The sequence below is a fragment of the Niveispirillum sp. CC-CTL257 genome (assembly GCF_059489915.1).
Genome location: NZ_JCAJXE010000001.1, coordinates 2,860,679 through 2,872,894, shown reverse-complemented (window position 1 = coordinate 2,872,894; position 12,216 = coordinate 2,860,679). Strand labels below are relative to the sequence as shown.

Annotated in this window: 13 protein-coding genes and 1 tRNA gene; 3 read left to right on the top strand and 11 right to left on the bottom strand. The window is 65.7% G+C overall.

What is annotated here, in order from left to right; genetic code table 11:
- Window positions 1-204 precede the first annotated feature (204 nt).
- Window positions 205-1,665, bottom strand: a complete 1,461-nt coding sequence (locus ABC729_RS13460) for a methyl-accepting chemotaxis protein (RefSeq protein WP_495608063.1) — start codon at window positions 1,663-1,665, stop codon at window positions 205-207.
- A 35-nt stretch (window positions 1,666-1,700) separates the two neighbouring features.
- A complete protein-coding gene (locus ABC729_RS13455; protein ID WP_495608062.1) occupies window positions 1,701-1,967 on the bottom strand; it encodes a hypothetical protein in 267 nt (88 codons plus the stop codon).
- Window positions 1,968-2,309: 342 nt separating this feature from the next.
- On the opposite strand from ABC729_RS13455, the gene rlmN reads away from it, so the two are divergent.
- On the top strand, window positions 2,310-3,509 hold the full coding sequence (rlmN, locus tag ABC729_RS13450) for a dual-specificity RNA methyltransferase RlmN (RefSeq protein ID WP_495608061.1): 1,200 nt from the start codon (window positions 2,310-2,312) through the stop codon (window positions 3,507-3,509).
- A 430-nt stretch (window positions 3,510-3,939) separates the two neighbouring features.
- Window positions 3,940-4,275 carry a hypothetical protein gene (locus ABC729_RS13445; protein ID WP_495608060.1) on the top strand — a complete coding sequence of 112 codons (336 nt, stop codon included), beginning with the start codon at window positions 3,940-3,942 and terminating at the stop codon, window positions 4,273-4,275.
- 69 nt (window positions 4,276-4,344) lie between these two features.
- Here the strand turns inward: ABC729_RS13445 and ABC729_RS13440 are convergent, their stop codons facing one another.
- The 5 genes from ABC729_RS13440 to ABC729_RS13420 form a co-directional block, all read right to left on the bottom strand.
- Window positions 4,345-4,536: a helix-turn-helix transcriptional regulator gene (locus ABC729_RS13440; protein WP_495608059.1), complete on the bottom strand. Its 192-nt coding sequence runs from the start codon at window positions 4,534-4,536 to the stop codon at window positions 4,345-4,347.
- A gap of 12 nt (window positions 4,537-4,548) precedes the next feature.
- The gene (locus ABC729_RS13435) at window positions 4,549-4,929 is read right to left on the bottom strand and encodes a hypothetical protein (protein ID WP_495608058.1); all 381 of its coding nucleotides are present in this window, start codon (window positions 4,927-4,929) and stop codon (window positions 4,549-4,551) included.
- A gap of 91 nt (window positions 4,930-5,020) precedes the next feature.
- Window positions 5,021-7,405, bottom strand: coding sequence for a penicillin acylase family protein (locus tag ABC729_RS13430; protein WP_495608057.1), 2,385 nt, complete (start codon window positions 7,403-7,405; stop codon window positions 5,021-5,023).
- Window positions 7,406-7,523: 118 nt separating this feature from the next.
- Window positions 7,524-7,599 (bottom strand) — tRNA-Ala (locus tag ABC729_RS13425).
- Window positions 7,600-7,727: 128 nt separating this feature from the next.
- Window positions 7,728-8,132 (bottom strand): TIGR02300 family protein, encoded by a 405-nt coding sequence (locus ABC729_RS13420; RefSeq protein WP_495608056.1) that lies wholly within the window; start codon window positions 8,130-8,132, stop codon window positions 7,728-7,730.
- A gap of 206 nt (window positions 8,133-8,338) precedes the next feature.
- Here ABC729_RS13420 and ABC729_RS13415 point away from each other — a divergent pair, with 206 nt between their 5' ends.
- The gene (locus ABC729_RS13415; protein WP_495608055.1) at window positions 8,339-8,956 is read left to right on the top strand and encodes a 3-phosphoshikimate 1-carboxyvinyltransferase; all 618 of its coding nucleotides are present in this window, start codon (window positions 8,339-8,341) and stop codon (window positions 8,954-8,956) included.
- Between the two features lie 23 nt (window positions 8,957-8,979).
- On the opposite strand, the gene ABC729_RS13410 is transcribed toward ABC729_RS13415, so the two are convergent.
- The 4 genes from ABC729_RS13410 to ABC729_RS13395 form a co-directional block, all read right to left on the bottom strand.
- Entirely contained in the window at window positions 8,980-9,735 is a 756-nt protein-coding gene (locus ABC729_RS13410; protein ID WP_495608054.1) for an SDR family NAD(P)-dependent oxidoreductase, read from the bottom strand.
- 92 nt (window positions 9,736-9,827) lie between these two features.
- Window positions 9,828-10,808 carry a GNAT family N-acetyltransferase gene (locus tag ABC729_RS13405; protein ID WP_495608053.1) on the bottom strand — a complete coding sequence of 327 codons (981 nt, stop codon included), beginning with the start codon at window positions 10,806-10,808 and terminating at the stop codon, window positions 9,828-9,830.
- Window positions 10,809-10,819: 11 nt separating this feature from the next.
- A complete protein-coding gene (locus ABC729_RS13400; RefSeq protein WP_495608052.1) occupies window positions 10,820-11,380 on the bottom strand; it encodes a helix-turn-helix domain-containing protein in 561 nt (186 codons plus the stop codon).
- 232 nt (window positions 11,381-11,612) lie between these two features.
- Entirely contained in the window at window positions 11,613-12,161 is a 549-nt protein-coding gene (locus tag ABC729_RS13395) for a hypothetical protein (RefSeq protein ID WP_495608051.1), read from the bottom strand.
- Window positions 12,162-12,216 lie beyond the last annotated feature (55 nt).

Genomic DNA, 12,216 nt, shown 5'->3' with positions numbered 1-12,216 from the left:
GATTATTTATGTCCGATGGCGACAGGGTGCCTGCATGGTGTTCAAGGTCAAGGCCTTGATCAAATTGGCCCCAGAATATCATGGAGCCAATTTGATTTGTTTTCGGCTGCTCGCAAACAGCGCCGGCGGCGACTGCCGGCCCGCGGCACATGCGCTGTCAAGCCAAGGGCGCGGATGCGCCCGCCCGGCGTCTGAGGGAACAAACTAAGACGCGTTGCGCAGGTCGCGGATGAAGCCTTCCAGCCTGTCATGCATGTCGGCCGATAGGCGTTCGGCGTCTTCGGCGGTGGCGTTGGTCTTGGCCACGGCGTCGGCGATGCCGCCGGCCATGTCCGCCATGCGGGTGACGGTGGTGCCAAGGGATGCCGTGCGGGACGACACGGTCTGAATGGACCGGCTGATTTCCAGGACGGTGGATTCCTGCTGCTGCACCGCGTCGGAGATTTCGCCGGCTCCGCTGTCCAGCGCCGTGACGGCATCAGCCACACCGGCGATGGCGTCGACGGCGGCGCGGGTGGCCGATTGGATTTCGGCGACCTGACGGCTGATATCCTCCGTTGCGCGGCCCGTCTGGGTAGCAAGGCTTTTCACCTCCGATGCGACAACGGCAAAGCCCTTGCCGGCCTCGCCGGCCCTCGCCGCTTCGATGGTGGCATTCAGCGCCAGAAGGTTGGTCTGGCCGGCAATGTCGGCGATCAGCTGTACCACGCTGCCGATGCGGGCGGCGGTTTCCGACAGTTCGGCAACGCGTTCGCGCACGCGCCCCACCTCATGCGCGGTTCCGCGCGCCTGCGCGGCGGCACCGCTGGCGGTACGGGCCACTTCCGCGATGCTGGCGGCCATTTCCTCCACGGCCGCCGCGACGGAAGCGGCATGGCCCGTGGCCTCATCCGCCTCTGCCCGCGCCTCGCCCGTCATTTCGCCGGTGCGGGCCACCGACCGGCCCAGCAGGTCCGCCTCTTCCCGCAGACCGCGCACAGCGGTGTCCAGGCGGCGGGTCATGCTTTCGACATCCACCACGAACCGGTCGGCCAACCCTTTGCGCAGGGCCACGCGTTCCACGCGCTGCGCCTCCGCTGCCTGCATCTGCTGTTCACGCAGGCGCTCGGTCTCCACCACGGCCGCTTCGGCCTTGGCGCGGGCATTTTCCGAATAAAGGAAGGATTTCTCCAGGTTCCAGGACAGCCAGAGCAGAACGCCCGTTTCCACCACCACCACGAGCGCATGCACGATGACGCGCAACAGGCTGCCCTGCCCGTCGGGGAAGACCAGCGACGGCAGCAGGAAGGACAGGGTCAGGTGATGCACCGCCGTCACGCCCGCCGCCACCAGGATGACGCGCCAGTTGCAGAACGCGGTCAGCATGGCCAGAACCGCGAAATAGAGGAAATGCGCGTCGATCTGCCATGGCCCGGCGGATGCGGCCACCACCACCGACACTTGGCCGATGGCCAGCACCGCAATCAGGTAGTCCATCGCCGGTCGGGCCATGCGCGTGACATAGGCACCGGTACCGATGGCGGCGATCAGGCCTGACAGGACCAGCGGCATCAGCCAGCTGACCTCACCGCGGATAAGTGAGACCAGCGTCAACGGCACACAGACCCAGAGAAAGACCACGAACAGGGTCAGGGCTGCGGAACGGATACGGTCGATGGGGGACATGGGGCGGGAAACTCCCTGGTTCGTCTTCATTGTTGTCAAGCACCGCAATTGACCAGCGCGCCCGACAGCAGCAGCGCCGGCAGGCGTGACAGGCGCGCGGCACTGTCCTGATCCGGCACCTGCACCAGCCAGACCTGTGGCCCCAACCCGGCCAGCCGTCCGCCATCGCGCAGTTCCACACCTGTCTGTGCCAGCATCGCCAATTGCGTCGGTGCCGCCTGCCAGGGCGGCAGCAGCACCGCCAGCGTGCGGCCACTGGCCGGCACGGCGGAAGCTGCGACCAGAAGCGGTGCAACCAGCAACAGGATCGCGGCCAGAAAAGCAGGAAATGTTGATCGGGATAACATGTGTATGGTTGACAGTCGGTAAGGTGGATTTGCTCTGCCGAAGGGGTTGAACGACAGACGCATTTAAAATGGATCAATCTGTTTCTTTGTCCAGATCACTATGTGCATAGGTCCATGGGACAAATAAAGGGCGGGGGTGGGGAATAAAATCACTGCCGCTGCTAAATCATTCCTTTGGCGACATAGACCTCACGATTTAGACCTTTCGGGATAGGGGGCATCTGCGCCGCCTGCAAGCCACCCCCGGCGGCAAGCCCCCTTGCCAGCAGGGCCGGCTTGCGTCATCTACAGCCGATCATGGGCATCGAAAATCACAGCAGCAATTTCGCGCCGGCGGCCCGCACCGACGGTCGGATCAACCTTGTCGGCCTTTCCCGCGAAGAGCTGGAAAGCACACTGGTCGACGCCGGTTTCGAAAAATTCAGGGCACGCCAAGTCTGGCACTGGATCTATCATCGCGGCGTCACCGATTTCGCGCTGATGTCGACGTTGGCCAAGCCGGCGCGCGAAAAGATGGCGGACCATTTCGTGGTTGATCGCCCGACCCCCGTGAAGGACCTGAAATCCGTCGATGGCACGCGCAAATGGCTGTGCCGCATGCATGACGGGCAGGAGGTGGAGGCCGTCCACATCCCGGAGGAAGATCGCGGTACGCTGTGCGTTTCCTCGCAGGTCGGCTGCACGCTCACCTGCCGTTTCTGCCATACGGGCACACAGCGTCTGGTGCGCAACCTGACGGCGGATGAGATTGTAGGACAGGTCATGCTGGCCCGCGACCATCTGGAGGAATGGCCCAGCCCGCCCGATGGCCGCATGCTGTCCAACATCGTCATGATGGGCATGGGTGAGCCGCTCTATAATTATGATCACGTCGCCAAGGCGTTGAAGATCATCATGGATGGGGAAGGTATCTCCATCTCCAAGCGCCGCATCACCCTGTCCACCAGCGGTGTGGTGCCAATGATGAAGCGCGCGGGTGAGGAACTGGGCGTTAATCTGGCGGTGTCGCTGCACGCCGTGAATGATGAGCTGCGCGACCGCATCGTGCCCATCAACCGCAAATACCCGATCAAGGAACTGATGGATGCGGTGCGCAATTATCCGGGCCTGAACAATGCCCGGCGCTGCACCTGGGAATATGTCATGCTGAAGGGCGTCAATGACAGCATGGCGGATGCGCGCGAACTGGTGCGCCTGATCCGGGGCATCCCGTCCAAGATCAACCTGATCCCCTTCAACCCCTGGCCCGGTTCACCGTTTGAACGCAGCGATTGGGATCAGATTGAGAAGTTCAGCGATTATGTGAATGAGGCCGGCTATGCCAGCCCCATCCGCCGTCCGCGCGGCGACGATATCCTGGCCGCCTGTGGTCAGCTGAAAAGCGAAAGCCAGCGGCCCAGCGCCACTCAGCGCGCGGCCCAGCTGGAACAGCACAAGATCCTGGCCGCCGAATACGCCGCCCAGATCGCGGCCAAGGAAGCGGCGCTGGCGCTCTGACGCCCTGCGCGCATCCACGACAAAAGGGACGGACCAGCCCAGGCTGCTCCGTCCCTTTTTACATTCGATCCGGGGGCCGGTGCCAAATACCACCGGCCCCCGGATGCGCGTCACCCCCGCGACGCGCCGGCCATGGCGGTGGCCGGTTCTGATATGCAAATGCAAATCACTCGCAATTCATAACCGGTGCTTGATTGAGAATCAATATCAATCTGGCGGCCCCGTGAAATCGGTGGCGGGATCGTGGCGCACAGGCGGGGATTGTGGCGGCACCGCGTCGGGTCCGGCGTGGAAAAGCCGTTGAAATTCCGACGCTTTGCCCCGGACCCGCCCCACCTCTGCCACCGCGCGGCGGTCATATGAAGCTGTCGGGGGAACGACGAAGCCAGAAGGCAACGCACCCCAAGCGACAGAAAATCTGGAGGATCGAATGCGTACCGTTATGCTGATGACCGGTCTGACCTTCGCCCTGCTGACGGGTGCTGCTCAGGCGCAGAATGCGGCCAGCGGCACCGCCGGACAGGCGGCGACGGCATCGGCTACGCCGGCGGCGGTCACGGCCCCGGCCAGCACCGACAAGGCCAAGCCCGCCACGGTCGAACACAAGCATGAGGTGAAGGCCGACGCCAAGGGTCAGGTCGCCGCCACCCCCGCTGCACCCCCGACCACCGCCCCCACGGCGACCCCGGAGGTGAAGGCCGACGTGAAGGCGGAAGCGAAGCCGGAAGTGAAGGCTGACGTGAAGGCGGAGGCCAAGCCCAAGTAACCGGCCTTTCGAAGATGAGCGAAGCCCCGGCGGATCACCGCCGGGGCTTTTTGCGTCCGCAAAATACGCTCAATCCTCCTGGAAGATCACCTCGATCGGCTGTTCGAACAGGCGGGCAATGGCGAAGGCCAAAGGCAGGCTGGGGTCGTAGCGGCCATTTTCCAGGGCGTTCACCGTCTGGCGCGACACGGACAGCTTGTCTGCCAGATCACCCTGGGACCAGCCGCGTTCGGCGCGCAAATCCTTCAAGCGGTTCTTCATGATGCGGCCCGTTCAGCGATAACGGCGGCAGGCCAGGACATAGCCCAGAACCCACATCACGTTCATCACGGGTAGTACCACGAACATCGACAGTTTCGGCCAGCCCTGCCCCTCCAGGAAGCCATAGGAGAAGGTGATCAACGCCGTCATGGCAAAGCCGAAGGCCAGTCCTTCGAACTGCATGCGGCGCTGCATCTCATCCAGGCGGCGGATATGGCGCATGATCACCCAGACCGTGGCCACGCCCGGCAGCATGGGCAGCAGTGCCACCGGCAGCGACAGCGCATCGGGCACCCAGCCCCATTGCGCTGCCTTGTTCACCGCCACCAGAACGATGGCATAGGCCGTGATGCTGGCCAGCAGTTCAAACACATAGCGCCGTGCGTTGGTCATGACTTCCTCCGTCATATGTAAAGCGTGCTTTCCATATGACGGAGGGGAGTCAGTCTGTCAAGGGTGCTTTACATGGAAAGTGAACTTTCCATCATGAGGCCGGTTGCAGGGTCAGGGTCCAGCGCGCGGCCCCCGGCAGGAACGGGGTCGGCTTGCCGTCCGCCCAGTCCTGATGACCGGTCAGGTAATAGGGCGACAGCGGGTGTCCGCTCTGGCTTCCGGGCATGTGGAAGTATCCTTCCGCCTCCCGGCCCGGTGACACGGCGAAGCGTTGACTGGCCCCGAAGCCCGGCCCCTGCACGCGCGGCATCATGCTGTCGCCGGGCAGTCCCTGTTCGGGCGGATCGGTCAGCCAGCCGACGGGCGGCAGGATACGGGTCAGGGGGTGGCGTATCTCCGCCACATTGCGCGCCCCCCAGGTGAAGGCGGCGACCCCGCCCGCCTTGTCCACCTGATCGGCGACCTCGGTCAGCGCGGCATCGATCAGCGCCTCCCAATCCTTATATCCCGGCGGCACCAGAGCTTCCGGCTTCTCGGTCAGCAGCCGGCGCAGCGGCCCTTCCTGCTGGCTTGCCGACCGGTTGCGCGGCGGTGCCCCCTCCAGGCCCAGATAGGCACTGTAGAGTTTCTGGGCGAAGGCGAGGCGGAAGGCGCGGACCAGACGATACCCTGCACTCTCCACCGACGCCCGCGCGCCCCAATCGCGCACCGCCCCCGTCAGGGCGGCCAGCCGCGCATCGCCCTGGCGCGTCTGCAAGGCCGCCAGCATCTGTTCCTGCCAGAAGCCCATGACCAGGGCGCGGTCATCCAGTTGGATGGACAGCATGTCGGCGGGCGTGAACTGGTCGCGTGCGAACAGACCGTCGCGGATCTGCCCCTGGCGCCCACCCATGTCATAGCCGCCATCCCCCAGCTTGGCATAGGCGTCCCCGCCCACGATGCGGGCATTGGCGGTCCAGATGCGGTGATGGTCGGGATTGCGGATCACGGGCACCTGATCGGGCGGCAGTATGCCGTTCCAGCCGCGCGTGCCGTCGGCCCAGCTGGCAGGCAGGCTGCCATCCATGCCGAACCGGGCCGGCACCGACCCGATGATGGTCCAGGCGATATTGCCGGCGGTATCGCCCACGACAAGGTTCTGCTGCGGCTGGCGCGCATCATGGGCGATGGCGATGGCGGCATCCACGCTGTCGGCCCGTTCCAGGCCCAGCAGGCCCGTCAGGTTGATGGCGTCCGCCTCATGCGCGGTCCAGCGCACGGCGATCTTCGTACCGTCCGGCAGCGTCTCCACCACGGGACCCCAGATGCTTTCCTCCACCACCAGATCCTGACAGTCGCCCCAGGCGGGGCAGATCTTTTCGGTGGTGAGGGTCAGAGCCTTGGGGCCATCAGGCGTGCGATACTGTCCCGGCGCACCTTCCACCGGTTCCAGGATCACGGCATCGGCGGTATCGATATAGGAATTGGTATAGCCCCAGGCGATCTTGCCATTGCTGCCCGCCACCAGGGCCGGTGTGCCCGGCAGGGTGACGCCGGTTGCGTCCATGGCCTCAGGGCCGGCGGTGACGCGCAGGCGGGCGCGATACCATGTGCCCGGCACGGCGATGCCCAGATGCATGTCATCGGCCACCAGGGCAGCACCGGTCGATGTCAGTGCCCCGCCCACGCCCCAGGCATTGCTGCCAATGGTGGGGCCGGGATCGGGATCGACCAGGGCCGCCTTGCGCCCCTGCATGGGCACGGCAACCGGTAGGGCCGGTTCCGGCATCACGCTGCCATCGATGGCCGAATCGAGCGCTGTACCGCGCGGATAGAGGAAATCCATCATGTCCGGTCCCAGCCTTTGCAGGTTCTGGGCGCGGACACGGTCGGTCAGCGCATCCTCATCCTGCAAATCCAGATACATGGCATAGGCGGCCAGGATCGTATCCTCCACCGCCCAGGGCTGGGGGGTGGCCAGCAGCAGGCTATATTCGAACGGGCGGCCCGTCAGGCCGGCCAGACCCTGATTCACCCCGTCGGTATAGGCGGCGATCATCGCCTTCTGATCGGCAGGCAGGTTTGCCACCACCTGACCCGCCCGGTGGCGCAGACGGTGGATGCGCCGCGCCTTGTCGATATCCAGCACCGGCCCGATGGGACCCAGCAGGCCCGACAGCTCCCCCGATGCCGACCGGCGGATCAGGTCCATCTGAAAATACCGTTCCTGCGCATGCAGGAAACCCAGCGCGCGGGCAAGGTCGGCCCGGCTGGCGCCCTCCAGCGTCGGCACACCGCCCGCATCGCGGGTAATGGCAACCGGTGCCGTCAGGCCCTTCAGCGCCAGCGCCCCGTCCAGGGTGGGTTTGGAGACCGTCAGATTGACCGTGAACGCCCCGGCGGCCAGCACCAGCACCCCGCCGATCCCCGCCACGCCGTATTTCAGCACCCGACCGATGCCGAACCCCGACCGTCGTCCATTGCGCCTGCGTGCCAAGATATCCCCGCTTGTTCTTATGAATGCCGGGGCAGTTTCCCTTTTGGGCAGGGTGGGTGCAAGGGGAATGGGGCCAAAATGACAAAGGCCCCGCCGGTGCCGGCAGGGCCTTTGAATTTGGTGGAGCCAAGCGGGATCGAACCGCTGACCTCTACAATGCCATTGTAGCGCTCTCCCAGCTGAGCTATGGCCCCGAAACTGTTGGCGCTGTCTGGGTCGTCAGCGCCGTGCGCGGGTTTATCTAGAAACTCGCGCAGGGATGCAAGCGGAAAATTCGGGCCGGTGACGGATTTTTGACATCCCGGCCCGAAGCGGGGGAGGATCAGACCTCCTCTTCCCCTTCGACATCGACCACTTCGCCCATGTCATCGCCGTCATCCAACTCGTCGGCATCTTCGAGCAGGACATCTTCGTCCTCGCCCACGCCGTCATCGACCTCATCGGCTTCCAGCTCGTCGGCGACATCGACATCGTCATCGGCGATATCGGCGGCCTCGTCCAGTTCCTCCTCGACCTCCGTATCCAGCGCTTCCTCGTCGTCACGCGGGGCGACCACCTTCTTGGCGTCCTCCGTCGGCATGGGACGGGCGCGGCGCGACTTCAGCAGCGCCTCGGGATCGAACACGGTGCCGCACGACGGGCAGGTCGGCGGGTCCTTCTTCATGTCATAATAACGCCCGCCGCAATTCGGGCAGATGCGCTTGATACCCCACTCGGCCTTGGCCACGGCAAACCCTCCGTCAATCACGCGCGCCTGGACATGCGCCGCGGTTGAGGCCGCATCTGCCATGGCTTCGCGCCCCTGTCAAACGGAACTGTCACGGTTTGTGCGTGGTGCGGCCATGCGGCGGGGCAAAAGCGGTCGGTATGCTTTGCGGTCCCGCCCGTCCATGCTATGCCCGGTCCCATCACGATGTCACCGAAGGCCGGATCATGTCCGCGATCGACCTGCCCTCCCTGGCCCTGATCCTGGCCGCCCTGGCGCGGGGCGGCACCCGCCTGCATATTGGCCATCATCCGGGACTGGTCGCCCTGGGCGGCGCGCTGGTAGCACTGGGGGCCACGGTGACGGCGGGAGAACCATGGCTGGTGCAGGGCCGGGGTCTGGGCGGCTGGCGCGAACCTGACCGGGTCCTGGACCTGGGTGCCTGCCCCGGTGCGGTGCCCCTGATGGCCGGCGCACTGGCCGCGCATGACCTGACCGCCGTGCTTTGCGCCGAGTCGGTGGCGCTGACGGGCCTGCGCCCGGCCCTGGAACGGGTCGGCGCGCGCCTGACCCTGCGCCGGGGAGACCTGCTGCCCGGCACCATCACCGGCACCGCCTGGCCCCTGCCCGCCCTGCATGAGGGGTTGGAGGCGGTTGAGGGGGTGGCGCTGCTATTGGCGGGCCTGAACAGCCCAGGCCGCACCGGCGTTACCATGCTGCCAGCGATGGAGCCGGCCCTGGCCCTGCTGGGCCGCTTTGGTGCGGCGGTCAGTGTGGAGGCAGAAACCGTCTGGGTGACGGGTTACCCGGATCTGATAGCCCCGAAAGACCCGATACACGCGTAACTGCCCTCATCCGGCGACCACAACTACAACATCACCGCCCCGCCACAGGGGCTGATGCACTGGCCGATCATGTGGTGGGCATCGTCAGAGGCCAGGAACAGATAGGCGGGCGTGACATCATCGACGCTGCCCAGGCGCTGGCTGGGCAGGGCGCGACGCAGGGCATCGACCCCGGCCTGGGCCACGGCCGATCCCACCTTGGGATCGATGGCACCGGGGGCCACGCAATTGGCAGTCACATTGCGCGGGCCGATGTCGTGGACCAGACTGCGGGTAAAGCCCAGCAGCGCCCCGGCGGCAGCACCATAGAGCGTGTAACCCGGCGCGCCGTGATAGGCCACGTCTGACACGGTGGTGACGATGCGGCCATAATTCTGCGCGAACATCAGCGGCAGCACCATGCGCGTCATCATGAAGGCGGAGCGCACATTGGCCGCCATCACGAAATCAAACTGTTCCGCCGTGGTATCGATAAAGGAGATGGCAGGCCGCAGCCCGGCATTATTGACCAGAATATCGACGCGCCCCATCCCCGTGACAGCGGTTTCCACCAGCCCATAGGCCCCGTCCGCATGGGTGACATCGGTGCGCAGCGCCAGAACGCGGCGGCCCTGCCGTTCCGCCTCCCTCGATACTTCATTGATCACGGTGGACTGAGCATCATCCTCATATTGCAGGACCAGATCGGCCCCTTCGCGGGCAAAGGCCAGAGCCACGGCCCGGCCAATATTGTTCCCCGCCCCCGTGATCAGGGCCACACGATCTTTCAGCCGCGCCATATCCCGTTCCCCCAAACCCTGCTGTCCGCTGGGCCGCATCCTGACCAGATGCGCCCCTTGCGTCAACCTGTACGGGCGGCAGTGGCGTCGGCCTACAATATCTTGCCAAAACAGGCGGATTCCGCCCTGCCCTGATAGGGTCCGTAATTGGGAACCAGCCGGTAACCGTGACGGCGATAGAAGGCGACAGCACGGTCATTGGCCCAGCGCGTTTCCAGCAGCACCTGGCGATAGCCCAACCGCCGTGCCCCCGCCTCCAGAAAGGACAGAACAGCCGCCCCCACACCGCTGCTGCCCGGTACGGCATACATGCGCTTGATCTCCGCCACCTCCCCGTCGAACGGACGGACAGCGCCGCAACCGACGGCCACACCGTCCAGCCGCGCCAGGGCGAACAACGACCGGTCGGCCACCGCCTCCCACCCGGCCAGCCCGCCGCGCCCGTCACTGCCGAACCGTGTCGCCAGATCGGCGGATAACGCCTCGATCAGGGGGATGGCGTCGCCATCATGGGGGCTGGTGGCTTCAACGGTCAGGCCCGCGGGCGGTGCCGGCAGTTGCCGATACATGACATGGGTCGTGTGGCTGGTGCCGTCGCCATTCAGGGCATAATCCGGGATGGTGCCGCAGCTTTGCCAGCCCAGCCGGGCGTAAAGCCGCTCGGCATCATCGCCTTCCCGCGTGTCCAGCACCAGCAGCCGGCGGCCCTGTGCGCGCGCCACCTCCTCCGCGCGTTTCAGCAGGCTGGCCGCCACCCCCTGCCGTCGCGCGTCGGGATGCACCAGCATCTTGGCGATCTCTGCCCGGTGCGTGCCGTTGACCTGGGGGGCCAGGGCCAGGGTCACGGTGCCGATGATGCACCCTGCCTCCGTCACGGCCAGCAATATATGCTTCTCACCCGCCCGCACGGCCCCTTCCTGCCCCTGCCAGAAGGCGGCGGCACTGTCCAGGTCCAGGGGCGGGATGAAGCCGACGGCGGCCCCACTGGCGACGCATGCCGCCAGAACCTGGGCAAGACCCGGTATTGCCGCCGCGAATTCATCCGCGCCGGCCGTGACAATGTCGTAACGCATCGATAAGCCCCTCAGGGTCGGGTGATGGCGATGATGTAGCGGGCGGGTCCGTCGCCCAGCGCGTGGAAGCGTGACGCGCCATAAAGCCGGAAGCGCAGGACGTCGCCGGGCTCCAGCACATGGGCCACCCCGTCCAGCCTGTATTCCAGCCGCCCTTCCAGCAGCCAGATATGCTGTTCCAGGCCAGGCACGGGCGGCGCGTCGTAGTCGATGATGGTGCCCGCCGGCAGCGTGCCGTGGATCATCTCCGTCTCCAGTCCCGAGGCGGGCGGCGACAGGGACCGGCGCACGAAGCCGTTGGTGGGATCGGTCCAGACAGGCTGGTCCGCCGCCCGCATCAGCAGGGCGGGTTCGGCCTCCACCTCGGCCAGAAGGCGGGACATGGGGCGGCCATGGGCGGCGCAGAGCTTGCCCAGCAGGCTGGCCGTGGGGCTGGTCTCCCCCCGCTCCAGCCGCGACAGGGTAGCCTTAGGCACCCCGCTGCGCGCCGCCAGATCATCCAGCGACCAGCCGGCATCCCGACGCAATTGAGCCAGCCGCGCGGCCAGACGTGTGTCGATATCATGTTCCATAAACGAGATATAATCTCATTTATGGAACATACGCAAGGGGGATACGAACGAACGCCGACTTGGAGCCGACTTTGCCAAGCTCGCCCCTTTGCCTCCCCCGCGAAAGCGGGGGGCCAGGGGCCAATGGCACCGAAATGTGGTTCTTGTAGCCCCTGGGTCCCCGCTTTCGCGGGGAAAGCACTGATGAGCAAGCGACTGACGCAGAGCTTACGCCGGTTCTCTCATTTACCCCCTACTTCACCCGGCGGACCTTGATGATGCCGGTGACCCCCTCGATGGTCATGGTGAAGCTGCCGAACATGCCCTTTTCGATCTTCACCTGCTTGCCCGGCTTGGCATTGGCGATGGAGCGGGCGACGACCTGCGACCAGACCTGGCCATTATCCAGGGTGAAGCTGTAACGATCCGTGGTCTGCTGGCTGACGCTGGTCAGCTTGGCCGTGATGCTTTCGGCTTCCTGTGCGACGGTGCCGGCGGGCGCGTCCTTGCGGTCGATGCGTTCGGCACCGAAGGCCTGTTCCTTGCTCACCGGGGCGGCAACGGCGGGCGCTGCCGGGGCCATCGGTGCCGCTGGTGCCGCCGGGGCGGCGGGCGGCGGGGCGGCGTAGCGCAGGGCCGGCACTGTACGATCGTAACAGGCCAGACGGGCGCCATTGTCGATGATGCCCAGGCATTTCAGCACATCATCCTGACCGGCGGCGACGGCCGGCAGGCTCAGCGATGCGGGGGCCGCCAGGACCAGGGCGGCGGCAAACAGGCGGGACAGGTGACGTTCGCGCATCGGGTTGTTTTCCCCAGTGGAGGTTTCCGCAGGCCTTCCACGGAACCATCGATGC